This window comes from Streptomyces sp. NPDC001514, assembly GCF_053597075.1.
Genome location: NZ_JBSFHO010000026.1, coordinates 86,544 through 110,193, shown reverse-complemented (window position 1 = coordinate 110,193; position 23,650 = coordinate 86,544). Strand labels below are relative to the sequence as shown.

Annotated in this window: 26 protein-coding genes; 13 read left to right on the top strand and 13 right to left on the bottom strand. The window is 70.8% G+C overall.

Going from position 1 to position 23,650, the window contains the following annotated elements; translation table 11 throughout:
- Nucleotides 1-111: 111 nt before the first annotated feature.
- Complete coding sequence (locus tag ACWCXB_RS25370; RefSeq protein WP_450725810.1) at nucleotides 112-588, top strand: hypothetical protein; 477 nt, start codon at nucleotides 112-114, stop codon at nucleotides 586-588.
- Between the two features lie 27 nt (nucleotides 589-615).
- Here the strand turns inward: ACWCXB_RS25370 and ACWCXB_RS25365 are convergent, their stop codons facing one another.
- The 4 genes from ACWCXB_RS25365 to ACWCXB_RS25350 all read right to left on the bottom strand — a co-directional run bounded on the left by ACWCXB_RS25365 (nucleotide 616) and on the right by ACWCXB_RS25350 (nucleotide 3,450).
- On the bottom strand, nucleotides 616-1,248 hold the full coding sequence (locus ACWCXB_RS25365; protein WP_450725809.1) for a nucleoside triphosphate pyrophosphatase: 633 nt from the start codon (nucleotides 1,246-1,248) through the stop codon (nucleotides 616-618).
- Between the two features lie 89 nt (nucleotides 1,249-1,337).
- Nucleotides 1,338-1,466, bottom strand: a complete 129-nt coding sequence (gene mmpB / locus ACWCXB_RS25360) for a morphogenic membrane protein MmpB (RefSeq protein ID WP_450725808.1) — start codon at nucleotides 1,464-1,466, stop codon at nucleotides 1,338-1,340.
- A gap of 151 nt (nucleotides 1,467-1,617) precedes the next feature.
- Nucleotides 1,618-1,824, bottom strand: coding sequence for an acyl-CoA carboxylase epsilon subunit (locus tag ACWCXB_RS25355; protein WP_385416370.1), 207 nt, complete (start codon nucleotides 1,822-1,824; stop codon nucleotides 1,618-1,620).
- A gap of 24 nt (nucleotides 1,825-1,848) precedes the next feature.
- Complete coding sequence (locus ACWCXB_RS25350; RefSeq protein ID WP_450725807.1) at nucleotides 1,849-3,450, bottom strand: acyl-CoA carboxylase subunit beta; 1,602 nt, start codon at nucleotides 3,448-3,450, stop codon at nucleotides 1,849-1,851.
- A gap of 226 nt (nucleotides 3,451-3,676) precedes the next feature.
- On the opposite strand from ACWCXB_RS25350, the gene ACWCXB_RS25345 reads away from it, so the two are divergent.
- The 5 genes from ACWCXB_RS25345 to hutH all read left to right on the top strand — a co-directional run bounded on the left by ACWCXB_RS25345 (nucleotide 3,677) and on the right by hutH (nucleotide 10,282).
- Nucleotides 3,677-4,537, top strand: coding sequence for a biotin--[acetyl-CoA-carboxylase] ligase (locus ACWCXB_RS25345; RefSeq protein ID WP_450725805.1), 861 nt, complete (start codon nucleotides 3,677-3,679; stop codon nucleotides 4,535-4,537).
- A gap of 459 nt (nucleotides 4,538-4,996) precedes the next feature.
- Complete coding sequence (locus ACWCXB_RS25340; RefSeq protein WP_450725803.1) at nucleotides 4,997-6,427, top strand: adenylate/guanylate cyclase domain-containing protein; 1,431 nt, start codon at nucleotides 4,997-4,999, stop codon at nucleotides 6,425-6,427.
- 240 nt (nucleotides 6,428-6,667) lie between these two features.
- Nucleotides 6,668-7,468, top strand: a complete 801-nt coding sequence (locus tag ACWCXB_RS25335; protein ID WP_450725802.1) for an enoyl-CoA hydratase/isomerase family protein — start codon at nucleotides 6,668-6,670, stop codon at nucleotides 7,466-7,468.
- A gap of 30 nt (nucleotides 7,469-7,498) precedes the next feature.
- On the top strand, nucleotides 7,499-8,635 hold the full coding sequence (locus ACWCXB_RS25330; RefSeq protein ID WP_450725800.1) for a diguanylate cyclase domain-containing protein: 1,137 nt from the start codon (nucleotides 7,499-7,501) through the stop codon (nucleotides 8,633-8,635).
- 105 nt (nucleotides 8,636-8,740) lie between these two features.
- Complete coding sequence (gene hutH, locus ACWCXB_RS25325; RefSeq protein ID WP_450725825.1) at nucleotides 8,741-10,282, top strand: histidine ammonia-lyase; 1,542 nt, start codon at nucleotides 8,741-8,743, stop codon at nucleotides 10,280-10,282.
- A 30-nt stretch (nucleotides 10,283-10,312) separates the two neighbouring features.
- On the opposite strand, the gene ACWCXB_RS25320 is transcribed toward hutH, so the two are convergent.
- Nucleotides 10,313-10,651, bottom strand: coding sequence for a hypothetical protein (locus ACWCXB_RS25320; protein WP_450725798.1), 339 nt, complete (start codon nucleotides 10,649-10,651; stop codon nucleotides 10,313-10,315).
- A gap of 119 nt (nucleotides 10,652-10,770) precedes the next feature.
- Between ACWCXB_RS25320 and ACWCXB_RS25315 the strand changes: the two genes are divergently transcribed.
- Both ACWCXB_RS25315 and ACWCXB_RS25310 read left to right on the top strand, forming a co-directional pair.
- Nucleotides 10,771-11,130 carry a hypothetical protein gene (locus ACWCXB_RS25315; RefSeq protein WP_450725796.1) on the top strand — a complete coding sequence of 120 codons (360 nt, stop codon included), beginning with the start codon at nucleotides 10,771-10,773 and terminating at the stop codon, nucleotides 11,128-11,130.
- Between the two features lie 231 nt (nucleotides 11,131-11,361).
- Nucleotides 11,362-12,630 carry a L,D-transpeptidase gene (locus tag ACWCXB_RS25310; RefSeq protein WP_450725794.1) on the top strand — a complete coding sequence of 423 codons (1,269 nt, stop codon included), beginning with the start codon at nucleotides 11,362-11,364 and terminating at the stop codon, nucleotides 12,628-12,630.
- Between the two features lie 126 nt (nucleotides 12,631-12,756).
- Here the strand turns inward: ACWCXB_RS25310 and ACWCXB_RS25305 are convergent, their stop codons facing one another.
- The gene (locus ACWCXB_RS25305; protein ID WP_450725793.1) at nucleotides 12,757-13,620 is read right to left on the bottom strand and encodes a helix-turn-helix transcriptional regulator; all 864 of its coding nucleotides are present in this window, start codon (nucleotides 13,618-13,620) and stop codon (nucleotides 12,757-12,759) included.
- Nucleotides 13,621-13,748: 128 nt separating this feature from the next.
- On the opposite strand from ACWCXB_RS25305, the gene ACWCXB_RS25300 reads away from it, so the two are divergent.
- The 3 genes from ACWCXB_RS25300 (at nucleotide 13,749) to ACWCXB_RS25290 (ending at nucleotide 15,599) form a co-directional block, all read left to right on the top strand.
- Nucleotides 13,749-14,801: an NAD(P)-dependent alcohol dehydrogenase gene (locus ACWCXB_RS25300; protein WP_450725791.1), complete on the top strand. Its 1,053-nt coding sequence runs from the start codon at nucleotides 13,749-13,751 to the stop codon at nucleotides 14,799-14,801.
- Between the two features lie 120 nt (nucleotides 14,802-14,921).
- Nucleotides 14,922-15,278: a DUF1330 domain-containing protein gene (locus ACWCXB_RS25295; protein WP_450725790.1), complete on the top strand. Its 357-nt coding sequence runs from the start codon at nucleotides 14,922-14,924 to the stop codon at nucleotides 15,276-15,278.
- 123 nt (nucleotides 15,279-15,401) lie between these two features.
- On the top strand, nucleotides 15,402-15,599 hold the full coding sequence (locus ACWCXB_RS25290; RefSeq protein ID WP_450725789.1) for a hypothetical protein: 198 nt from the start codon (nucleotides 15,402-15,404) through the stop codon (nucleotides 15,597-15,599).
- 48 nt (nucleotides 15,600-15,647) lie between these two features.
- On the opposite strand, the gene ACWCXB_RS25285 is transcribed toward ACWCXB_RS25290, so the two are convergent.
- Nucleotides 15,648-16,499 (bottom strand): MBL fold metallo-hydrolase, encoded by an 852-nt coding sequence (locus ACWCXB_RS25285; protein ID WP_450725787.1) that lies wholly within the window; start codon nucleotides 16,497-16,499, stop codon nucleotides 15,648-15,650.
- Nucleotides 16,500-16,583: 84 nt separating this feature from the next.
- Nucleotides 16,584-17,117 (bottom strand): hypothetical protein, encoded by a 534-nt coding sequence (locus ACWCXB_RS25280; protein ID WP_450725785.1) that lies wholly within the window; start codon nucleotides 17,115-17,117, stop codon nucleotides 16,584-16,586.
- A gap of 124 nt (nucleotides 17,118-17,241) precedes the next feature.
- Here ACWCXB_RS25280 and ACWCXB_RS25275 point away from each other — a divergent pair, with 124 nt between their 5' ends.
- Nucleotides 17,242-18,618, top strand: coding sequence for a BTAD domain-containing putative transcriptional regulator (locus ACWCXB_RS25275; RefSeq protein ID WP_450725784.1), 1,377 nt, complete (start codon nucleotides 17,242-17,244; stop codon nucleotides 18,616-18,618).
- Nucleotides 18,619-18,731: 113 nt separating this feature from the next.
- On the opposite strand, the gene ACWCXB_RS25270 is transcribed toward ACWCXB_RS25275, so the two are convergent.
- Complete coding sequence (locus ACWCXB_RS25270; RefSeq protein WP_450725783.1) at nucleotides 18,732-19,709, bottom strand: aminoglycoside phosphotransferase family protein; 978 nt, start codon at nucleotides 19,707-19,709, stop codon at nucleotides 18,732-18,734.
- Nucleotides 19,710-20,210: 501 nt separating this feature from the next.
- On the opposite strand from ACWCXB_RS25270, the gene ACWCXB_RS25265 reads away from it, so the two are divergent.
- On the top strand, nucleotides 20,211-20,507 hold the full coding sequence (locus ACWCXB_RS25265) for a hypothetical protein (protein ID WP_450725781.1): 297 nt from the start codon (nucleotides 20,211-20,213) through the stop codon (nucleotides 20,505-20,507).
- Nucleotides 20,508-20,547: 40 nt separating this feature from the next.
- Here the strand turns inward: ACWCXB_RS25265 and ACWCXB_RS25260 are convergent, their stop codons facing one another.
- From ACWCXB_RS25260 to msrA, 4 genes are all read right to left on the bottom strand, one after another.
- Nucleotides 20,548-21,141, bottom strand: coding sequence for a DUF4291 domain-containing protein (locus ACWCXB_RS25260; RefSeq protein WP_450725779.1), 594 nt, complete (start codon nucleotides 21,139-21,141; stop codon nucleotides 20,548-20,550).
- A 162-nt stretch (nucleotides 21,142-21,303) separates the two neighbouring features.
- Nucleotides 21,304-21,738, bottom strand: a complete 435-nt coding sequence (locus ACWCXB_RS25255; RefSeq protein ID WP_450725777.1) for a hypothetical protein — start codon at nucleotides 21,736-21,738, stop codon at nucleotides 21,304-21,306.
- 395 nt (nucleotides 21,739-22,133) lie between these two features.
- A complete protein-coding gene (gene leuE, locus ACWCXB_RS25250; protein WP_450725775.1) occupies nucleotides 22,134-22,787 on the bottom strand; it encodes a leucine efflux protein LeuE in 654 nt (217 codons plus the stop codon).
- Between the two features lie 91 nt (nucleotides 22,788-22,878).
- Entirely contained in the window at nucleotides 22,879-23,592 is a 714-nt protein-coding gene (gene msrA, locus ACWCXB_RS25245) for a peptide-methionine (S)-S-oxide reductase MsrA (RefSeq protein WP_450725774.1), read from the bottom strand.
- Nucleotides 23,593-23,650: the final 58 nt, after the last annotated feature.

Sequence of the window (23,650 nt, the reverse complement as noted above, 5' to 3'; positions counted from 1 at the left end):
GATTCTTTGCCCGTGTCCGGGCCCTTGTCCGGAGGTTTACCCGTTAGTAGCGTTCGCGGTGTCGTTCGTACTGCAGGTAACAGACGCTGAGAACCGGACCGGAACTGAGGGGTGGGCGCTGTGGCGCGCAGACCGGTGGCCGTGGTGGCCGCGCTCGTGCTCTTCCTGGAAGCCGTGGGAATCGTGGCGATCAACGGGATCCTCGCCACGGTCGTGGACAACCAGAGCATGTCCCTGGACGGCCTGGACCCCGACGTGATGTCGACCAGCACCTGGGTGATGGGCGGCGTCTTCGGCGCCTACCTCGCCGCCTGCGGACTGATCCTGCTGCTCGCCGGTCTGCGCGACCGCGCACCGGGCCGGTTCGCGCGTGTCCTGCTGATCGTCTGCGCGGTCGTGAACGGCGTACTGGGCGCGCTCTGCGTCGGCCTGGTCGGCTGGTCCGCCTTCGCGTTCATGATGGTCGTGCTGGGGCTGATCGTGCTGTCCCTGGTGGCGTACGGGGATTACGAGAAGAGCGAGCCGGACGGTCGGGCGCCGACGGACGAGTCGGCCCCGGCGCCGACGGACGGAACCGCGCCCGCCTAGGGGACCCGCCTGGACCCGGACCGGGTGCTACGCCTCGTCGCGCTCGACCCAGAGGTCCGTGATGCGGATCCCCAGCTCGCCGAGCAGCTGCCGCAGCAGCGGCAGCGACAGGCCGATGACATTGCCGTGGTCGCCCTCGATCGAGTCGACAAACGGCGCCGAGCGGCCGTCCAGCGTGAACGCGCCCGCCACGTGCAGCGGTTCGCCGCTCCCGACGTACGCGGCGATCTCGTCGTCCGTCGGGTCGCCGAAGTTCACGGTCGTGGAGGCGGTCGCGGAGGCGCGGCGGCCGGTGGCGGTGTCGATGAGGCAGTGGCCGGTGCGCAGGATGCCCGCGCGGCCGCGCATCGACTTCCAGCGGGCCGTGGCCTCCTCCGCGTCGGCCGGCTTGCCGAGGGCCTCGCCGTCGAGCTCCAGCACGGAGTCGCAGCCGATGACCAGTGCCCCGCCGGCTTCGTCGCGGCCCGCGACCGCGGCGGCCTTCGCCTCGGCGAGCACCAGGGCCAGCTCGCCCGGGGTCGGGGCGGTCAGGGCGTCCTCGTCGACACCGCTGACGATCACCTCGGGGGCCAGTCCGGCGTTCCGGAGCAGGGCGAGGCGGGCGGGGGAGGCGGAGGCGAGGACGACACGGCGGCGCGACTGAACGGTCATGCGGGCCATCGTAGGGGGACGAGGCGGGGGCGGGCCCCGGTCCGGGGATCCCGTCGGCCGAGGCCGGCTCGGCGCAGGCGGACTCGGCGCAGACCGGTTCAGCGCAGCCCGACGGCGAACATCGCGACGATCATCGCGAGCGCCAGCAGAATTCCCGCGCGGCGCATCATCGCCTGCATGTCGCGCATTTCCTTTGGAGGCTCGTTCTCCGGGTCGGACCACAGCATGCTCTCGATCGTGCTGCGGTCACGCCCGGGGCGCCTGAGTATCCGTACTCAGGCGCCCCGGTGACAACGGACTCATCACGGGCCGGCGAGGCCGTGGTGAAGCTCCTGTCGTGGTGAAGTTCTGTGGGTGGACGCGTCCGTTTCCGAGCCCTTACCCCGGCCAGAACGTGCGCGTCCACGCCCGCGGGCCCGGCCGCAGTGCCCGTGCCCGCGCGATGCGTGCCGGATCCGACCACTCCTCCGGCACCCGGGGCGCGCCGGACGCGGCGGAAGCCGTCGCCGCGGCGCGCGCCTGGACCACCGCCAGTGCGGCGGCCAGCTCCTCCGGGGTCGGGTTGCCCCGTACGACTTTGATCACAGCGGCTCCTCTCGGTCCGGAGGGTTACAGGGGGATGTTGCCGTGCTTCTTCGGAGGAAGATTTTCCCGCTTCGTCCGCAGCTGACGCAGGCCCCTCACGATCTGCGCGCGGGTGTCCGACGGCATGACCACCGCGTCGATGTAGCCGCGCTCGGCCGCGATGTACGGGTTGAGGAGGGTGTCCTCGTACTCCGTGATCAGCTCGGCACGGACCGCTTCCTGTGCCTCCGCGTCACCGGCGGCCGCGATCGTGCGGCGGTGCAGGATGTTCACCGCGCCCTGCGCGCCCATGACCGCGATCTGCGCGGTCGGCCAGGCGAGGTTCAGATCGGCGCCGAGGTGCTTGGAACCCATGACGTCGTACGCGCCGCCGAAGGCCTTCCGCGTGATCACGGTGATCAGCGGAACGGTCGCCTCCGCATAGGCGTAGATCAGCTTGGCGCCGCGCCGGATGATGCCGCCGTACTCCTGGTCCACGCCCGGCAGGAAGCCGGGGACGTCCACGAAGGTCAGCACCGGGACGTTGAACGCGTCGCAGGTGCGCACGAAGCGCGCGGCCTTCTCGCTCGCGTTGATGTCGAGACAGCCCGCGAACTGCATCGGCTGGTTGGCGACGATGCCGACCGGGAAGCCCTCGACGCGCCCGAAACCCGTGAGGATGTTCGGCGCGAACATCGCCTGCGTCTCCAGGAATTCGCCGTCGTCCAGCACATGCTCGATGACCGTGTGCATGTCGTACGGCTGGTTGGCGCTGTCCGGGATCAGCGTGTCCAGCTCGCGGTCCTCGTCGGTGAGGTCGAGGAGGGCCTCCTCGGGGAAGGCCGGCGGCTCGGACAGGTTGTTCGACGGCAGGTACGAGAGGAGGGACTTGACGTAGTCGATCGCGTCCTTCTCGTCGCCCGCCATGTGGTGCGCGACACCGGACGTGGTGTTGTGCGTACGGGCGCCGCCCAGCTCCTCGAAGCCCACGTCCTCACCGGTGACCGTCTTGATGACGTCGGGTCCGGTGATGAACATGTGCGAGGTCTGGTCGACCATCACCGTGAAGTCGGTGATCGCGGGGGAGTAGACCGCGCCGCCCGCGCACGGGCCGACGATCAGCGAGATCTGCGGGATCACACCGGAGGCGTGGGTGTTGCGGCGGAAGATCTCGCCGTACATGCCGAGGGCCATGACGCCCTCCTGGATGCGGGCGCCGCCGGAGTCGTTGATGCCGACGACCGGGCAGCCGGTCTTCAGCGCGAAGTCCATCACCTTCATGATCTTCTGGCCGAAGACCTCGCCCAGGGAGCCGCCGAGGACCGTGAAGTCCTGGGAGAACACCGCGACGGGGCGGCCGTCGACCGTGCCGTAGCCGGTGACCACTCCATCGCCGTACGGGCGGTTCTTCTCCATGCCGAAATCGGTGGAGCGGTGCCGGGCGAACTCGTCCAGCTCGACGAACGACCCCTCGTCCAGGAGCAGTTCGATGCGCTCACGGGCCGTCAGCTTGCCCTTGGCATGCTGCTTCTCGACCGCGCGCGAGGAGCCCGCGTGCGTCGCCTCGTCGATGCGGCGCTGGAAATCGGCGAGCTTGCCAGCGGTGGTGTGGATGTCGATCTTTTGGGGCTCTGCCGGCTCGGACATCGCGATGCGGCTCCCTGCCTGGTCACGGGGGATGTTGGGTAGTGGCTACTGACTCGTAGCGTATCGGCGCGGATACGGTTCGGCAGTGCGGCGTTTGCCACACCCGGGTGCGCTTGCGTGGGTGACGCGCCGTGGTTTTCTCCCTGCCCTGCCGCACGCGCCCCCGCCCCGCCTGACGCGCCCCCTGGTTCGCGTCTCCGGGGTCGGAGAGGCCAAGCTGGGCGGCATGACGCCTCCCGCCGATCCCGAAGGCCGCTGGTCCGATCTCGACCGGCCCCCGCTGAACGCATCCGCGCTGCGCCGCGCCCTGCTGCGTCCGGGCGGCCTGTGGACCTCGCTCGACATCGTCGAGTCGACCGGCTCCACCAACTCCGACCTCGCGGCGCGAGCCGCCGACGCCCCCGGGCTCCCCCAGGGCGCCGTGCTCGTCGCCGAGGAGCAGACCGCGGGGCGCGGTCGCCTCGACCGCAACTGGACGGCGCCCGCGCGCTCCGGGCTCTTCCTCTCCGTACTGCTCAAGCCCGATGTGCCGGTCGAGCGCTGGGGCTGGCTGCCGCTGCTCACCGGTGTCGCGGCCGCGACCGGGCTGGCCCGCGCCGCGGGCACCGACTTCGCCCTCAAGTGGCCGAACGACCTGCTGGTCAAGGTCGGCGGCGAGCACCGCAAGACCGGCGGCATCCTCGCCGAGCGCATCGGGAACGACGGCGTCGTCATCGGGATCGGCATCAACGTCACTCTGCGCGAGGACGAGCTGCCGGTTCCCGGGGCGGGCTCCCTCGCCCTCGCCGATGCCGTCTCCACCGACCGCGACCCGCTGCTGAGGGCGCTGCTGCGTTCGCTCGAGCACTGGTACGGGGAGTGGTGCGCCGCGAACGGCGACCCGCATCTCTCGCGGCTCCAGGAGACGTACGCGGCGGGCTGCTCGACCCTGGGCCTCACGGTCCGTGCCGAGCTGCCCGGCGGCCGTACGCTCACCGGCGAGGCGGTCGCCATAGACGGCGACGGACGGCTGGTGCTGACCACCCCGGACGGCGAGGATCACCCCATCGGGGCGGGCGACATCGTCCACCTGCGCCCGGGCGGCTAGGCCCTGTCCGGCCGATCTTGCCGGGCTCGCGTGCCCTGGCACCAGACCCCGCTCGCTGATCCGGCCTGATCGACCGGACAGGACCTGGCTAGGGGGTCGGCCGCGGGGCGGCTGATGCCAGGGGGTGCGCGCAGCTGCAAGGCCGAGGTGGGGCCCGCCTGCGGCAGGGAGAAATCGACGCGATGGGGGCACCTCCGTGCCCGAACGGCTACGGGGAGTCGTTGACCGACGACAACGTGGCCGGCGGCACCCCCGGCGTGAACTCCGGGGGAGCCTGCCGGGGCGCGCGAGCCCGGCAAGATCCACAAGACACCCCCTGACCGGCCAGGGCACGGGGACGTGAGCTAGGGCACACCTGCCGTATCGTTGAGGCCGCGCCGGGGGTTCGCGGCATGCGCGGACCGGCACGGCATGACAGATCGGCAGGGCAGTGCGCAGGGAACGGGCAGGAGGCGGCCGGTGACCGTCGACGACACGACTTCCGGTTCCGGCGCGGGCGCTTCCGGATCCTCCGGTGGGTCTGGCGCGTCCTCGGGCGGTCCCGGCGGCTCGGGCGGATGGGGCGGTCCCGGCGGCTCCGCGGGCTCAGATGGGGCCGGTGGCTCCGCGGGCTCGGTTGGAGCCGGTGGCTCCCGGGGTTCCGGCGGATCGGCCGGATCGAGCGGTCAGGGTGACTCCGGCGGCTCGGGCGGATCGGGTGGCCCCGGCGGCTTCGCGGCCTCGGGTGGAGCCGGTGGCTCCCGGGGTTCCGGCGGATCGGGCGGACGCAGACAGCAGTCGTCGGACTCGCACCCGACCCCGCACCACGAGGTCGACCACACGGCCGAGCCCACCAAGGACCCGCTCGCCATCCGCCTGGAGCAACTGATCCTCGGCGCCGACCGCCGCTACACCCCCTTCCAGGCCGCCCGCACGGCCGGGGTCTCCATGGATCTCGCCTCTCGCTTCTGGCGGGCCATGGGCTTCGCCGACATCGGCCAGGCCAAGGCCCTCACCGAGGCCGACGTCCTCGCCCTGCGCCGCCTCGCCGGTCTTGTCGAGGCCGGGCTGCTGAGCGAGCCCATGGCCGTACAGGTGGCCCGCTCGACGGGACAGACCACGGCACGGCTCGCCGAGTGGCAGATCGACTCCTTCCTGGAGGGCCTGACCGAGCCGCCGGAGCCGGGGATGACCCGTACCGAGGTCACGTATCCCCTGGTCGAGCTGCTGCTGCCGGAGCTGGAGGAGTTCCTTGTGTACGTCTGGCGGCGCCAGCTCGCCGCCGCGACCGGCCGGGTCGTCCAGGCCGCGGACGACGAGGAGATGGTCGACCGGCGGCTCGCTGTCGGCTTCGCGGACCTCGTCGGCTTCACACGGCTGACCCGCCGGCTGGAGGAGGAGGAGCTCGGCGAGCTGGTCGAGTCGTTCGAGACGACCTGCGCGGACCTGGTCGCCGCGCACGGCGGCCGGCTGATCAAGACCCTCGGCGACGAGGTGCTGTACGCGGCGGACGACGCGGGTACGGCGGCGGAGATCGCGCTGCGGCTGATCGAGACGATGACGCACGACGAGTCGATGCCGGCGCTGCGGGTCGGTATCGCGTTCGGGACGGTCACGACCCGGATGGGCGATGTCTTCGGGACGACGGTGAACCTGGCGAGCCGGCTCACCTCGATAGCGCCGAAGGACGCGGTGCTGGTGGACGGGGCCTTCGCGGAGGAGCTGTCGCGCACGGGCGACGCGCCGGTGTCGGAGGCGCAGGCGGCCGAGGAGGCTGCCGAGGCCGAGAAGAACGGCGAGGAGCCGGCCTCCCTGCCGAAGTACCGCTTCGCGCTGCAGCCCATGTGGCAGCGGCCCGTGCGCGGGCTCGGTGTGGTGGAGCCCTGGCTGCTGACGAGGCGGTCCACCTAGGTCCTGTCCGGCCGATCTTGCCGGGCTCGCGTGCCCTGGCACCGCACCTCGCTGCGTTGTCGTCGGTCACCGACTCCCCCGTAGCCCTTCGGGCACGGGAGGTGCCCCCACCGCGTCGATTTCCTCCTCCGCCTTGCGATGTACGGCACCAGACCCCGCTCACTGATCCGGCCTGATCGACCGGACAGGACCTAGGATCCTCCCGGTGAACCACCGTTAACCCACCGGGAGGCTTTGATCATGTCCGAGCAGCGCTTCGGGGAGTTCGTCGTCGTACGCCGCCATGGGGACGGGCACGTCGCGGAACTCGTACTCGACCGGCCCAAGGCGATGAACGCGGTCTCCACGGACATGGCGCGGTCGATCGGCGCGGCGTGCGAGGCCCTGTCGGCGGACTCGACGGTACGGGTGACCGTGCTGACGTCCTCGAACGAGCGGGCCTTCTGCGTGGGCGCCGACCTCAAGGAGCGGAACTCCTTCACGGACGCGGAGTTGGTGCGGCAGCGGCCGACCGCCCGTGCGGCGTACACCGGGGTGCTGGAGCTCCCGATGCCGACGATCGCGGCGGTGCACGGCTTCGCGCTGGGCGGCGGGTTCGAGCTGGCGCTCGCCTGCGATCTGATCGTGGCCGACGACACGGCCGTGGTGGGCCTGCCGGAGGTCTCGGTGGGCGTCATCCCCGGCGGCGGCGGTACGCAGCTGCTGCCGCGTCGGGTGGGTGCGGCGCGGGCCGCGGAGCTGATCTTCTCGGCGCGTCGGGTGGAGGGTCCGGAGGCGAGGGCCCTGGGCCTGGTGGACGAACTGGTGGCGGCCGGCCGTGACCGCGAGCGCGCCCTGGCCATGGCGGAGACGATCGCGGCCAACTCCCCGGTGGGCCTGCGGGCGGCCAAGCGGGCGCTGCGGCTCGGGCACGGTCTCGACCTGCGGGCCGGTCTGGAGGTCGAGGACGCGGCGTGGCGGTCGGTGGCGTTCTCGGGCGACCGGGCCGAGGGTGTCGCGGCCTTCAACGAGAAGCGCAAGCCGGAGTGGCCCGGGGAGTGATATTGCCTCAATTGTCCCTAAGCTGGGGTGATGGGTGAGGATGTGCGACTGCGAGCCGTTGTGGCGCTCGCACAGTCGATGGCCGCCGCGCACACTCCGCGGGAGTCGTGGCGGGCGGCCGCGATGGGCGCGTGCTCCGCGCTGACCGGGAGCTTTGCCGCGCTGTCGGTCTGGGAGCGGGACCACGGCCGGCTGAAGGTGCTCGTCAACGCGGGGGAAAGGGCCGCGGACGAGGAGGAGTTTCCGGACGGGGAAACGTATCCCGTGTACCGCTTCCCGGAGATCACGGAATTTCTGCACGAGCAGTGGGCGGGGGGCGGTGCGCCGCGCGCGTGGGTCGAGACGGCGGAAGGCCCGGCCACCGGCGAACACGGGTACAGCCACCAGCGCGTCGACGCGCTGCGGCAGCGGGGGCGGGGCTGCTGCGTCGTCGCGCCGATCGTGCTGCACGGGCGGGCGTGGGGCGAGCTGTACGTGGCCAGGGCGGTGGGGCAGCCCGTGTTCGACCGGGACGACGCGGACTTCGCGACGGTGCTGGCGTCGGTCGTGGCGGCGGGGATCGCGCAGCAGGAGCGCCTGGAGGAGGTGCGGCGACTCGCCTTCACGGACCCGCTGACCGGGCTCGCGAACCGGCGCGCCGTCGACGTACGGCTCGACGAGGCGATCGAGCGGTACCGGGCGGACGGGGCGGTGGTCTCGCTGGTGGTCTGCGACCTGAACGGCCTGAAACGGGTCAACGACACGCTTGGCCATGCGACGGGCGACCGCCTGCTGGAGCGATTCGGCTCGGTGTTGTCGCTGTGCGGCGCGATGCTGCCGGGGGCGCTGGCGGCGCGGCTCGGCGGTGACGAGTTCTGTCTGCTGACGGTGGGGCCGACGGCGGACGAGGTGGTGAAGGTCGCGGACGAACTCTGCGAGCGGGCGGGTGAGTTGAAACTGGGTGAGGGCGTGGCGTGCGGTGTCGCATCGACGGGCGACCCCATCGGTGCCGTACGGTCCGCCCGCCGGCTCTTCCGTCTCGCGGACGCGGCGCAGTACCGCGCGAAGGCGGCGAGGTCGCGTGGGCCGGTGGTGGCGGGGCGCGACGAGACGGTCCTCTCCCTCGCGGACACCCCGCCGTCCACCCCGCAGGACCGCCGCCGCTTCCGCGACGCGCGTCACCCATGACGGGGGCGGCACCCACGGCGCACGCCCCCGGGCCGGTGTAAGGAGTCCCTCCGCCGAGGGGTGGTGACAGAAAGGGATTCAATCCGTAGGGTGCTGAATATGGATATGCACACTGTCGTGGTGGGGACATCCGGGACCACCGTCGAGGATGTCATCGCCGTCGCCCGCGGCAACGCCCGCATCGAGCTCTCCGAGGACGCCCTCACCGCGCTCGCCGCCGCGCGCGGGATCGTGGACGCGCTGGCCGCGAAGCCCGAGCCGGTGTACGGGGTGTCGACCGGGTTCGGTGCGCTCGCGACCCGGCACATCGGTCATGAGCTGCGCGCCCAGCTCCAGCGCAACATCGTGCGGTCGCACGCCGCCGGCATGGGCCCGCGCGTCGAGCGCGAGGTCGTCCGCGCGCTGATGTTCCTGCGACTGAAGACCGTGGCCTCCGGGCACACCGGTGTACGCCCCGAGGTCGCGCAGACCATGGCGGACGTGCTCAACGCCGGGATCACCCCCGTCGTCCACGAGTACGGCTCGCTCGGCTGCTCCGGCGACCTCGCCCCGCTGTCCCACTGCGCGCTGACGCTCATGGGGGAGGGCGACGCGGAGGGCCCCGACGGCACCGTCCGCCCCGCCGGCGAGCTCCTCGCCGCCCATGGCATCGCTCCCGTCGAGCTGCGCGAGAAGGAGGGCCTCGCCCTCCTCAACGGCACCGACGGCATGCTCGGCATGCTGATCATGGCCATCGCCGACCTGAAGCAGCTCTACACCTCCGCCGACATCACCGCCGCCCTCTCGCTGGAGGCGCTGCTCGGTACGGACAAGGTCCTCGCCCCCGAACTGCATGCCATCCGCCCCCACCCCGGCCAGGCCGCCTCCGCCGCCAACATGAGCGCCGTGCTCAAGGGCTCCGAGCTCACCGGCCACTTCCAGGAGGAGGAGGCGCCCCGCGTCCAGGACGCGTACTCGGTGCGCTGCGCGCCCCAGGTCGCGGGCGCCGGACGCGACACCCTGGCGCACGCCCTGCTCGTCGCCGAGCGTGAGCTCGCCTCCGCCGTCGACAACCCGGTCGTGCTCCCCGACGGACGCGTCGAGTCCAACGGCAACTTCCACGGCGCCCCCGTCGCGTACGTCCTGGACTTCCTCGCCATCGCCGCCGCCGACCTCGGGTCCATCGCCGAGCGCCGCACCGACCGGCTCCTCGACAAGAACCGCTCCCACGGCCTGCCGCCCTTCCTCGCCGACGACGCCGGCGTCGACTCGGGTCTGATGATCGCCCAGTACACGCAGGCCGCGCTGGTGAGCGAGATGAAGCGGCTGGCCGTCCCGGCCTCCGCCGACTCCATCCCGTCCTCCGCCATGCAGGAGGACCACGTCTCCATGGGCTGGTCGGCCGCCCGCAAGCTGCGCACGGCCGTCGGCAACCTCACCCGGATCATCGCGGTGGAGCTGTACGCCTCGACCCGCGCGATCGAGCTGCGGCGCGGCCTCACCCCGGCCCCCGCTTCGCAGGCGGCCATCGCGGCGCTGCGCGCGGCGGGCGTCGAGGGCCCCGGCCCGGACCGCTTCCTCGCGCCCGATCTCGCGGCCGCGGAGGCGTTCGTACGGGACGGAGAGCTCGTCGCGGCCGTGGAGCCGGTGACCGGCCCGCTGGCGTGATCGCTGCGTACGGTCAGTAGATACGCGCGCTCAGTAGATACGCGCGCCCTGGCGCACGGCGAAGGTCACGAACCCCGCGCCGATGCCCAGGAAGGTCACGCCGCCGATCAGGTACGGCGTCGTGTCCACGCTGCCCGTCTCGGCGAGGCGCAGCTCCTCGGAGCCGCCCTGCCGGGACGCGGCAGCGGATGCGGAGCCGGCCGCGGACTCGGCCGCGGACTCGGCTGCAGAGGCGGAAGCGGAAGTTCCGGAAGACTGTCCGGCCCCCTCGGCGTCAGCCGTCGCGTTCGCCGAGGGGACGAACCACAGCGCGCAGAGCAGGGTGCCTGCCGCGGTAGCGGTCAGCAGCGGGCGGCGAGCGACGGACACGGAATCGATCCCCCTTGTGACAACGGCTAATTGGCCGTCTGCGGTGATGCTGCCGCGATGCTAGTGAAAGCAGCGGGTCGCAGGAAAGCCCGGGTGCCACGGGGCCTACGCTCCGTCGTATGACCACTTCTGAGACATCACGCTATGTGCGCCTACACGTCGAATTGGTACTCGAGGTCGCGGAACCGGAAGCCCTGACCGGCGCCGCGCTGGAGCGCGTCGAGGGGGACGACTACATGCCCGACGGCGAGCGCACCCACGCCCGCTCCGCCGTGTACGAGGACTCCGCCGAGGCGCTCGCCTATCTCATCGACCCCTTCGATCTGGTCAGCGAGGTCCCCGGGATCGAGCTCGCCCAGGCGTCCTGGAGCTGCGAGCAGATCGACTACGACCCCGATGCCGAGGAGTGGGATCTCGACGAGGAGGATGAGGGCGTCGAGGACGAGGACGAGGACGAAGGTGGCAGCACACGGTCGTAACACGCCGTGGCCGCAGCGCAACGGGCCCGGGATCGCCGCACCGCGAACCGGGGCCCGTTCGCATCCGTGCATCTCTTGGGAGGACCGGTCGTGCAATCCGGTTCCCCTGAGCGGGAACCGGCGCCCCCGGATACGCGTCGATCAGTGGTGTTGCCCACATCTTTCCTCAGATGTGGAACCGGACGGACCTTTCTGGGTCTTCTTGAAAGAGTTGGCAGGGAATCGGCAACGATGGAGAAGCGTGTGATGACGGACAGCAAGCGGCGCAAGAGGCTCATGGCCGCGTCCGCAATGCTCGGCGGCGTGCTGGTGCTCACCGGCTGCAGCAGTAGCAGTGCCGACTCGGGTGCCTCCGCCGAGAGCTCGAAGAAGTCACAGGAGCAGGTGGACGAGGCGGCCGCGAAGGACGCGTCGGACGCCCGAATAGTCATCTCGCCCAAGAACGGCGCGACCAACACCTCCATCAACAAGGACGCCAAGGTCACCGTCAGTGCCGGCACGCTCACCGAGGTCACCATGACCACGGCCGCCGGCGAGGCCGTCAAGGGCACGCTCGCCGCGGACGGCAAGAGCTGGCAGCCCGACGGCCAGCTGGAGCGCGCGACCACCTACAAGATCGCCGCCACCGCCAAGGACTCCAAGGGCCGCGAGGCGCACGAGAACGCGTCCTTCACGACCGTCTCGCCCGCGAACAGCTTCATCGGGAACTTCACGCCCGAGGACGGCTCCACGGTCGGCGTCGGCATGCCGGTCTCGATCAACTTCAACAAGGCGATCACGGACCGCAAGGCCGTCCAGTCCGGCATCACCGTCTCCAGCAGCAGCGGCCAGGAGGTCGTCGGCCACTGGTTCAACTCCCAGCGGCTCGACTTCCGCCCCGAGCAGTACTGGCAGGAGGGCTCCTCCGTCACGCTGAAGCTGGACCTCGACGGCGTCGAGGGCGCCGACGGCGTCTTCGGCGTCCAGCAGAAGACGGTCACCTTCACCATCGGCCGCAACCAGGTCTCCACCGTCGACGCCGCCACCAAGACCATGAAGGTCACCCAGGACGGCAAGACGATCAGGACCATCCCGATCTCCGCCGGCTCCCCCGAGAACCCGACCTACAACGGTCAGATGGTGATCTCCGAGAAGTTCAAGGAGACCCGGATGAACGGCGCCACCGTCGGCTTCACGGACGACGACGGCAAGGGCGAGTACGACATCAAGGACGTCCCGCACGCCATGCGGCTGTCCACGTCGGGCACCTTCATCCACGGCAACTACTGGGGCGCCGACTCGATCTTCGGCAGCGCCAACACCAGCCACGGCTGTGTCGGTCTGAACGACGTCAAGGGCGCGGGCGACCCGAACCAGCCGGCCGCCTGGCTCTTCGACAACTCGATCGTCGGTGACGTCGTGATCGTCAAGAACTCCAAGGACAGGACGATCTCCCCCGACAACGGCCTCAACGGCTGGAACCTGAGCTGGGCGCAGTGGAAGGCCGGCTCCGCGGTCTGACGCGCGCGACACGACGACGGCGGCTACCGGGACACCCCGGGAGCCGCCGTCGTCGTATGACCACCGCTCGTACAACGCCGGTTGTATCAACGCCCGTCATGGCAGCGCCCGTCATGGCGACGCGGTTCAACGCCGGTCGATCGCGGCCGCCTCGTCCACTCCCCACTGCGCCAGCAGCCCCAGCGACTCCGCCGACGCCGTCCCCGGCTCCGCGTGGTATGTCACCAGGGACAGGTCGTCGTCGTCCGGCAGCCTCAACGTCTCGTAGGACAGGGTCAGTTCGCCCACCAGCGGATGGCGCAGCCGTTTCGTGCCGTGTCCCTTCTCCAGCACCGTGTGCGCCGCCCACAGTGTGCGGAACTCGTCGCTCTTGACCGACAGTTCGCCGATCAGCGCCGCCAGTTGCGGATCGTCCGGGAAGCAGCCCGCGCACAGCCTCAGCACACTCACCACCTCGACCGCCTTGCCGTCCCAGTCGACGTACAGATCGCGTGCGCCCGGGTCGAGGAACACCAGCCGCGCCATGTTCCGCTCCTCCGGTGCCATCCCCGCGAAGTCGCCGAGCAGCGCCCGCGCCATCCGGTTCCAGCCCAGGATGTCCATCCGCCGCCCGATGAGGAAGGCGGGCACCCCGTCCATCGCGTCGATCAGCATCTGGAGCTGCGGCCGCACCTTCTGCGCCGTTCGCGCCGCCCTTTTCTTCTTCTTCTGGTTCGGCTTCGCGAGATGGACCAGATGGTCGCGCTCCGTGTCCGACAGACGCAGGGCCCGGGCGATCGAGTCGAGTACCTCGATGGACACGTTCTGACCGTGGCCCTGCTCCAGCCGGGTGTAGTACGCGACGGACACGCCCGCCAGCTGCGCCAGCTCCTCGCGGCGCAGCCCGGGCACCCGGCGATGGCGGCCGAACGAGGGCAGGCCCACGTCCTCCGGCTTCAGCCGGGCCCGCCGCGTGTGCAGGAATTCGCTGAGTTCGACGCGCTGGTCCATACCCTCAAGTATTCCGTTCCGCATCCGGAAGGACGCGGTCGAGCCTGACCCTGCTGGTAGTAGGCACGGCGGACGTACGAACGACAGAGACCTGGGTGGCCGGCGGAAACCCGAGCACGCTGGACGCCATGACCACACAAGCTTCCACTGTCCCCGCATACGCAGCCCCCGCTGCCGGCGCCCCGCTGGAGCGCACCACCGTTCCGCGCCGGGCGGTCGGCGACCACGACGTGCTGATCGACATCAAGTACGCCGGCATCTGCCACTCCGACATCCACCAGGCCCGCAACGGCTGGGGCGAGGGCATCTTCCCGATGGTCCCCGGCCACGAGATCGCCGGCATCGTCACGGAGGTGGGCCCGGGCGTCACCAAGTTCGCCGTCGGCGACCGGGTCGGCGTCGGCTGCCTCGTCGACTCCTGCCGTGAGTGCGACAACTGCAAGGCCGGGCTCGAGCAGTACTGCACGGGCGGCGGCGTCTTCACGTACAACGGCCTCGACAAGAACGGGGAGCCGACCTACGGCGGCTACTCCACGCACATCGTCGTGGACGAGGCCTTCACCGTGCACATCCCCGACGGGCTGTCCCTGGACGAGGCCGCGCCGCTGCTGTGCGCCGGGATCACGACCTACTCCCCGCTGCGGCACTGGAACGCCGGCCCCGGCAAGAAGGTCGCCATCGTCGGCCTCGGCGGCCTCGGCCACATGGGCGTCAAGATCGCGCACGCGCTGGGCGCCGAGGTGACCGTGCTGTCGCAGACGCTGCGCAAGAAGGACGACGGACTGCGGTTGGGCGCCGACCACTACTACGCGACCGGCAACGAGGCGACGTTCGAGGCCCTCGCGGGCACCCTCGACCTGATCGTCAACACGGTCTCCGCACCGCTCCCGCTGGACAAGTACCTCGGCCTGCTGAAGACGGACGGGGCTCTGGTGAACGTGGGTGCCCCCGAGGAGCCCGTGTCGCTGAACCTCTTCTCCCTGATCGGCGGGCGCAAGACGCTCGCCGGGTCGGGCATCGGCGGCCTCCCGGAGACCCAGGAGATGCTCGACTTCTGCGCCGAGCACGGGCTGGGCGCGGAGATCGAGGTGATCCGGGCCGACCAGATCAACGAGGCGTACGAGCGGGTGCTGGCGAGTGACGTCCGGTACCGCTTCGTGATCGACATCTCGACGATCTGAGCCACGACGATCCGGGTCACGGCGATCCGGGTCACGGCGATCCGGCTCAACCCGGCGGCTCCAGGAGTACGACCTCCGAGGTAATCGACCGGCCGGGTGGGCCGGGGGCACGATCGGGGCATGAGCGCATACGCCATCGCCAACCTGTTTCCCCCGGCCCGCCTCGACGACGAGGTCTTCACCTACATGGAACGCATCCAGGCCACCCTGGACCCCTACGGCGGCCGCTTCCTCGTGCACGGCGCCCCGCAGCGTGACGTGCGCGAGGGGGAGTGGCCCGCTGCGCTCGTGATCATCGGCTTCCCCTCGATGGACGCAGCCCGCGGCTGGTACGACTCCGAGGCCTACCAGGAGCTCGCCCCGCTGCGCACCCGGCACCTGAGGGGCGACGTCATCCTCATCGACGGCGTTCCACCGGGGTATGAGGCCGCCGAGACCGCCGCGCGCCTCAGGGAGGTGCAGCAGAACGCGGCGTGACCGTTCGGGTTGCGGCCGGGGTCCGGCGGGACGGGAATGGGTGTCCCCGGCCCGGGGTTGACGCACTCAGGGGCGCCACGCCCTCCATGTCACAGGTCCCGCAGACGAGTTGGAGCCCGAGCCATGCCGGTCACGTTCGACGAGAACGTCCGTACCCTGCTGGACGGCACCACGGCCGAGCTCGTCGACGACCCGGACAAGACGCTCCCGTACGAGCTCTCGCACAAGTACCTCGGCATCGACCCGCCCGCGGAGAAGCCGGAGGAGGTCCGTGTCATCGTGCGGATCATCCCGGAACGGGTCATCGGCTTCGCACCGTAGTTGCAGCCTTCGCCGGTGAGCCGCCGGGCGTTCCCCGGTAGGCCCGTTTCACTGCGCGTCGTACTCCTGGTCCGCGTCCGCGTCCTCGTCCTCCTCGTCTCCGTCCGGCTCGAACCCGGAGCGCATCAGCCACAGGGCCGCCTGGTCCGGCCCCACCCACGGCGACGCGCCCGCCGCCGCGCCCAGCGTGTCGAGCATGTGGGCCGTGACGCCCGGGGCCGGCGGCAGATGGGCGGAGAGGATGAGGCCGGGGTTCCGGTCCCGTATCGGCTGGAAGGTGCCGAGGAACTTCCCGGGATCGATGTTCTCCAGCCACGGGCTGTACACCGTGGCCCACAGCATCTGTGTGGCCTGCAGATCCTCGGCGTCGACCTCGCCCACGTCGTCGGCCTCCGCGAGGTCCACGCTGGGCATGGGCCCGCCGAAACAGTCGGAGCTGAAGCACGCCCCCGACCGGTCGTCGAAGAAGGCGATGGTCGTGGGGTTGTCGTAGAGCGGCGGCCGGAAGGCCGTGAGCGTCCTGTCGCCGACGTCCAGGGACTGGCCCGGGTTCAGCAGGTGCAGCCGGTCGAACGGGAGCGGCCGCTCGGCCGACATGTATGCAGCCGTCCCGAACGTACATACGACACGGGCCTCGGGCGCCGCGGCGAGCAGATCGAAGATCCCACCGGTGTGGTCACGGTCCGGGTGCGTCAGCCAGATCCACCGCACATCGGCGGGGTCCAGCACGGACCCGAGCGCTTCCAGAAAGTCCCTGTCGGGCAGCCCGAGCCCGGTGTCGACGACGACGGGCTGCGCGGCGAGCAGCACGAAGGCGTTGACGGACAGATACCCGATCCCCGGCACCGGCAGGCTGTCGCTCAGGACGCCGATGTCGGGGCGGACCTTGTGGATGCGCATAGGTCCATGGTCTGCCCCCGCCCATACCCGCGCACCCCGCACCCGGGCGTGCTGGTGCGGGGGCAGGGTCCGCGGACACGGGCGTCAGTCGATGCGGGCGCAGAGATCGTCGACGGTGCCGTGCGCCATGGTCACGGTCTTGTACCCGGTGGCGCTGATCTCCATGGTGTACGCCCCGTCGATGACGTACAGCCCGCGCGCCAGCGTGCCCCCGCCCTCCCTGAATCCGACGAGTACGGGCCCGAGCACGGACCAGAACTGCGACCCGTCGGCCCGGTACTCGACGACGGCCGTGCCGCTCGCGTCCGCGTCGTAGGAGGTGCCGGTATCGGTGTTCGTGACCCGTACGACCAGATCCCCCGTGTACGCGACGCGCTTCGCGGAGCCGTCGGGACTCCTCTCCAGCACGCGCCGCACGACCTCGTCGACGACGGGCTCGCCGTCGACGGGGAAGTCGCACCGCGCACCCGCGGGCACGCTCCAGGGAGCCGAGGGCGCCGGCTCCCAGCCCGGAGGCGTGACAGTGGCGGCGGCTGTGGAGGCGGTGGCGGCCGAGGCGGGTGCCGCGCTGAGGAGGACGGCGGCGAGCGCCGACAGCGCAACAGTGGTACGTCGCATGGATGCTCCCTGGTGAGGTGGGCTCTGAGGACGACAAGGACCTCAGCGACCTCAGCCTCACCGCGGCCGCTGACCACACTCTCACCACGTCCGCACCGCGGCCATGGTTAGGCTGACACCCGCCATGGAGTTCAAGCTGCTCGGTCCGTTCGAGGCCCGCCACGAGGGACAGCCGATCCTGTTGGGCAGCCGCCGCCAGGAGCGGTGCCTGCTGTCGATCCTGCTGCTCGACGCGGGGAGCGTCGTGACGACCGCCCGCATCGTGGATCTGCTGTGGGACGGGGCGGCGCCCCACTCGGCCCGCGGCACCGTCCACACGTACATCGGAAGACTGCGCGCCGGCCTCGCACCGCACGGGCTCCACATCGCGACGCGGCACGACGGCTATTCCGTGCACCACGACGGACATGTGACGGACGCTCATGAGTTCCGCACCCTCGTCCAGCGTGCGGCCGCTGTCGGGGATCCCGGGGAGCGGCTGCGCTGTTACGACCGGGCCCTGGCGCTGTGGCGCGGTCCGCTGCTCGCCGACGTGGCGGACGACGGGCTGCGCGAGCGGCTCGGCGGCGCACTCTCCGAACTGCGCATGTCCGCCCTTGAGCAGCGAGCCGAGGCCCAGCTCACCATGGGCCTGCACGAACGGGTCCTGGCGGATCTGACCCCGATGGCCCAGGAGCGTCCGGAGCGCGAACGGCTCGTCGCCGCCCAGATGACCGCCCTCTACCGCAGCGGCCGCCGGGCCGACGCCCTCCAGCTCTACCGGCACACCCGAAAGGCCCTGGTGGACGGGCTGGGCATCGAGCCGGGCACCGAGCTGACGACACTCCACGACCGCATCCTGCACGGCGACCCCCGGCTGGACAGGCCACCGGCGCCCCTGTACGCGGTGCGGGTCGACGACGAGTGGCTGCCGTGGAGCACGAGCGGCAATCCGGCACTGGAGTTCTGCAACACATACGCCGGCTGGGGCGAGCGCCACGCGCGGATACCCGGCTCGGACTGGCTGCGCCGCTACGAGACCCTCGCCGTATGGGCCGGTCACATGAACCTGGCGGACGACCACGACGTCACCCGCCTGCGCCGACAGGCCCAGCAGCACCCCGACGAGGCGGCCGCCGCGCTGGACGAGGCCCGCGAGTTCCGTACCCACCTGTACGCCTGCCTGACCGACCCGGACGACGCCCGCGCCTTCAAGGCCGTGGCGGCCCTCGCCCAGGACGCCGCCCGGCTCTCGGTCTTCACCCGCACCGACGACGGCCTCGGCCACTGGCGCCTGCCCCCGTCCGCCGGCCTTCGCCTCCCCGCTCTCGCGACCGCCCGTACCGCCGCCGAACTCCTCGCGGATCCGCGCCGCTTCACGATCCGCACCTGCCCCAGCTCGGACTGCGGCTGGCTCTTCCTCGACGAGGGCGGCCGCCGCCGCTGGTGCAGCCTGTCGACGTGCGGGCGCGAGCGCCCTGGCTCAGGGGCGAGGCAGACGGGATCCACGGTGATGGAGTAGTCCGGCACGTCCGGATCGAGCCGCCGCACGCGCGGGGCCGCACCGCGACAGCTGGGGCCCGCCCACCTCGGCCGCTCGCGCGGACCACACGTCGGTGAGGTCGGTGACCCGGTTCAACTCACCTTCGCCACGCGACCGTTCTCGTGGTCGGAGAGCACTTCGTGGATCACGTGGCGTGCGGTGGCAGCCATCGCCGGGTTCGTGATCCGGTAGTACGAAAGCTCGAGGAGCGCGATCGACAGCGCCCAGCCGCACCCGCGCGCCCAGGTCGCGTCATCGGCGCCCACGGCGATGCGGAAGACGTCCCTCGCATCGGCGTTCAGCAGGCTCCACGCGGCGATCAGGTCGACTGCGGGCTCGCCGACCCCCACGCACCCGAAGTCGATGATCGCCGTCAGCCGGCCACCGCTGACCAGCACATTTCCCGGTGACAGATCTGCGTGCACCCATACGGCCCGGCCCTGCCACTCGGGCGCCCGCAGGGCCGCCTCCCACGCGGCGGTCGCCGAGGCGGTGTCGACGACTCCGTGCAGCTTCTCGATCGCGTCGCGCGTCGCGGCGTCACGTACCGCCAGGGGCTCGTGGCGATACGCGGGCGGCCCGTCCGCCGGATCGATCCGCTGCAGAGCGACGACGAACGCCGCGAGGTCCTTCGCGAGCCTTTCCCGGTCGGTCACGCGGTCGTTGCGCTCCGTGCGCTCCGTGCGCTCCGTGCGCTCCGTGCGGTCCGTGCGGTCCGTGCGGTCGACGGTCGGGTTCTGGCCGTCGAGCCAGGAGTAGACGGACCAGGGCCAGGGGTAGCCCTCGGCGGGCCTGCCCATCCCGATCGGGACGGGAATGGCAACCGGAAGCAACGGGGCGAGGCGCGGCAGCCATCGCTGCTCCCGGTCCACGTCCTCGGCGCCGCCGGCGATGCGAGGGAGTCGTACGGCCATGTCCTCGCCGAGCCTGTAGACGGCGTTGACCGTCCCGGCGGAGTCGACCGCCTCGACGGGAAGCCCCGCCCACTGCGGAAACTGACCGGCGAGCAACCGCCGCACGAGAGACACATCGGTGTCGACCTCGTCGGCGTGCATCTTTCCGGCACCCATGCGCACCCCCGGACTGGACGGAAACCCCCGCACCTTGGGCGACCATGCAAGCGGGCTCGGTCCGACCCGGTCAACTCGATTCCGGCCCGGGGAGGAGTGCCTGGGCGAGGGCTGTACGCTGCGCCGTCCAGGCACATGGGGACGGTGCGGGGCACACGAAGAGGATGCGGAATGGGACGACCAGGTCCGAGAGACGGATGCAGATGACGGTGGTGGCCCTGGGCGCCGGCACCTCCCTGATCCCGGCCGGAACCGGCCTCCTCCTCCTCGTTGCCGCGTGGAACCTCATCACGGCCTTCCGCCGCACCCGGGCCCCAGGGCCCCCGGCGGCGGATCCGACCAGAACGGAGCAGCCCGGTGAGCAGCCGTCCCGAGCCACGCCCCGTCCCTGACCCAGATGCAGAACTGGCACAGGTCCGCCGCCACTTCCGCGACCCCTCGTATGGCTTTGCCGTAGGGCCTGGCTGGCTGCCCCTGGTACTGCTGTGCCATGAAGCGGTCGTGGCGGAATTCCCCGACTACGAGCTTCTGGCGGTGAAGCAGAAGTGGGCAGTCCTCGCATTCCAGGCACACCCTCGCCCGTGGAAGAAGCCCGGCGGCGACTGGACAGTGGCCGAATCTGCCCGGCTGGGTGAGCTGGTGCAGCGGTTCCGTCGGCTCAGCGCAACCGTGTGCGAACGCTGCGGAGAGGCCGGAGGCCTCCGCGACTCGCGCCCGATCGAGCTGACGCTCTGCGACGCCTGCGACTCCGCCGTAGGACCGGACGGTCGCCTGTGGAGTCCTCCGCGCAGCGGTTGACCCGCGGTCGACAGCCGGCCGTTCGTTGCGCTTGCCCGGGTCAGTGACGCAGGTGGGACAGTAGGTCCTCTTCGGCGGGATATGGACGCTCCTGGGGCAGCAGGCGTGCCGCGGAGTCCAGTTCGCCCCGGCTCACGAGTGTGTGGATCTCGCGTGCGAGTCGAGTCACATCGCTGATGGAGACCACCCACTCGTCCGCATAGCGTCGTACGGCCTCACCGGACAGCCCAAGTTGCAGGGAGCGGTACGACAGCGGGCGCATGTGCAGATCCCGCTCGGGGTCCCACTGCACGCGGGTCGGGGCCTGCTTCAGTTGGCGTTGCCAGGTGCGGAGGTCGGGATGCACTCCGTGTACGTAGCTCGACAGGCACGCGTTGCGCAACGCCCATTCGAAACCGTCGCGCGTGATCTCGACAGCCAGGACGGTCTCCTGACCAGCCTTCGTCCCCCAGCCGCAGCGATACATCATCCACAGGAACGACGGCTTGATCCACGTCATCCGGTCCCGTTTCCACATGGTGGGGAAACGGGCCTCACGGGCGGCAGGCAGGCCGATTTCCGGAGTGTATGCCTGGTAGACAGTGATCGTGGATGCCGTGTAGGTCGCACGGATCCCGCGTTGCGGTGCTTCCATGGCGTACAGGGTGCGGCCGGCCGGTTCGAACGGCCATTGATTTTTTGTACGCCCCGTAGAGCTGCAGGAAGCCGCTGCGGTGCCGGGGGACGCGACGGGGCGGCGGCGAACCGTCCCGTCCACGTCACCCCGTCACTCGACTCCTGCCCGGTCCTGCGGCAGTCAGCCGGCCACGGGCAAGGCGGCCGCTATCGCGTCCCGGTCCTTGCGGCCGATCAGCGGGAAGATGATCTTCAGGCCCTTCTCGCTGTCCCCGGAGGAGACGACAAAGGACGAGTTGAGGATGCGCTCCTTGATCTCCGTGCGGACGAGACCGGCGCGCGGGATCGTCATCAGGTGTTCCTCCGGCCGGGCGAACGTCGGGTTCGCCCGGAAGACGAAGATGCGACGGTCGGTCATCGCCAAGTACATGGGGGTCGGCGTCGGGATCACGGACATTGCGCCGCCGCTCATGATCGCCGAGGCTGCCGCGAACACCGCCGTCCGGCGGACGGAGACGGAACTCAGATTCACGATGGTCGCCACCTCGACCTGCTCACCGGGCTCGAGCATGGGGTCGATGGCGGCCAAGAGAAGGCGGCGGCGCTTCCCGTTCATGGGTGGTACTCCTGAAAGGTCGGGCGTGATCAGTACGGGACGCTCCCGTCTGACATGCGAACACTCCGGCTCCCGGGGCGCCGCCGCAGGGTCCCGGTGCCCGGAAAGCGGCCGGGCCGGACTCCCTCGCGAGGCCCGGCCGGCGTGAGTCGTCGGCATACCTTGCCATACGCGGTCAGCGACCCACTGAGATGCCCCTCACGCCTGGATGAGAAGGACGGTGAGCATGGCGGTGGAGTTTCCATGGGCGTCGGCCGGCGTACAGACGGGTGTGGGTGACGCCGGCGCTTACCCCTCCGCCTTCGCGACCCCGATCCCGCGCTGCCATGTGGCCCGTTCCCGGTAGGGATTCAGCTGCACAGCAGAAGAGCCGCGTCGGGCGAGGACGCGGCACGTCATGGGCTGCCCAGTGACAGCTTCACCGCGAAGCCCAGGAACAGGGCGCCCGCCGCGGACGTGGCGGCCGCTGACAGTCGTTTGCGGCGGCGGAAGGCGGCCGCGAGGTGGGTGCCGGTGAAGATCAGCAGTGTGAGGTAGAGGAAGCTCGCCAGCTGGGCGAGGCCGCCGAGCACCGCGAAGGACACTGCCGGGTACGGGTACGCCGGATCCACGAACTGCACGAAGAAGGCGATGAAGAACAGGATCGCCTTCGGGTTGAACAGGCTGATCACCAGGGCCCGGCGGAACGGCCGTTCATCGGAGGCGCGGGACGACGCTTCGTCGGGCGCGGCGGTCAGCTCCCGGCGCGAACGCCACATCGACCAGGCGGCCCGCAGCATCCCGATCGCCAGCCAGGTCAAATAGCCCGCGCCGGCGAATTTCACCACGGCGAAGAGCAGGGCATTGGCCTGGAGGAGCGAGGCGACGCCCGCCGCGGACAGCACCATCAGCACGGTGTCACCGCACCACACACCTGCAGCGGCCTTGTATCCGGTGCGCACACCACGGCGCGCGGCGACCGAGAGCACGTACAGCGAGTTCGGCCCGGGAAGAAGAACGATCAGGACCAGTCCTGCGAGATACGTCGGCAGATCGGTGATACCCAGCATGAGGCGGAGTGTCGCACGCGTGTACGACACTCCGCCTCCTTGTTCCGAATGACGGATACGTGGTCAGAGCGTCCGTCGGCCTGGAGCCGGGCTACTTGTCCGCCGCATCCGGTGCCGGAGCGATACCGGTGGGGCAGGACGCGCCCCAGTTGGTCTCGAACGGGGTACTCAGCTTGACGCCCGTCCCGCCGATCCCGCAGTACCCGCCAGGGTTCTTGTCCAGGTACTGCTGGTGATACGCCTCGGCGGCGTAGAAGGTGCGGCCCTCCGCAGGGAGGATTTCCGTGGTGATCGTCCCGTGGCCGGCGCCCGTGAGGACCTTCTGGTAGGCCTCGCGGGAGGACTCCGCGGCCGCCGCCTGCGCGGCGGAGTGGGTGTAGATCGCCGAGCGGTACTGGGTGCCGACGTCGTTGCCCTGGCGGAAGCCCTGGGTGGGGTTGTGGGACTCCCAGAACAGCTTGAGGAGCTGCTCGTACGGGACGACGCTGGGGTCGAAGACGACGCGGACCGCTTCCGTGTGAGCCGTCAGGCCGGAGCAGACCTCGTCGTACGTCGGGTTCGGGGTGTGGCCGCCCTGGTAGCCGACCAAAGTGGTCCAGACGCCCGGGGTCTGCCAGAACTTGCGCTCCGCGCCCCAGAAACAGCCCAGGCCGAAGTCCGCGACCTCGAGGCCCTCCGGGTACGGGCCCAGGAGGGGGTTGCCGAGGGCCGTGTGGCGGGCGGGGACGTCGAAGGCCGGGGTTTCGCGGCCGCGGAGGGCCTGCTCCGGGGTGGGCAGCTCGGGGACGCGGCGGGACAGGAACATGCGGGGCTCCTCGGGGTGTGGGGTCCGTACACAGGAACGTACGGACCCCGCCAGGGAT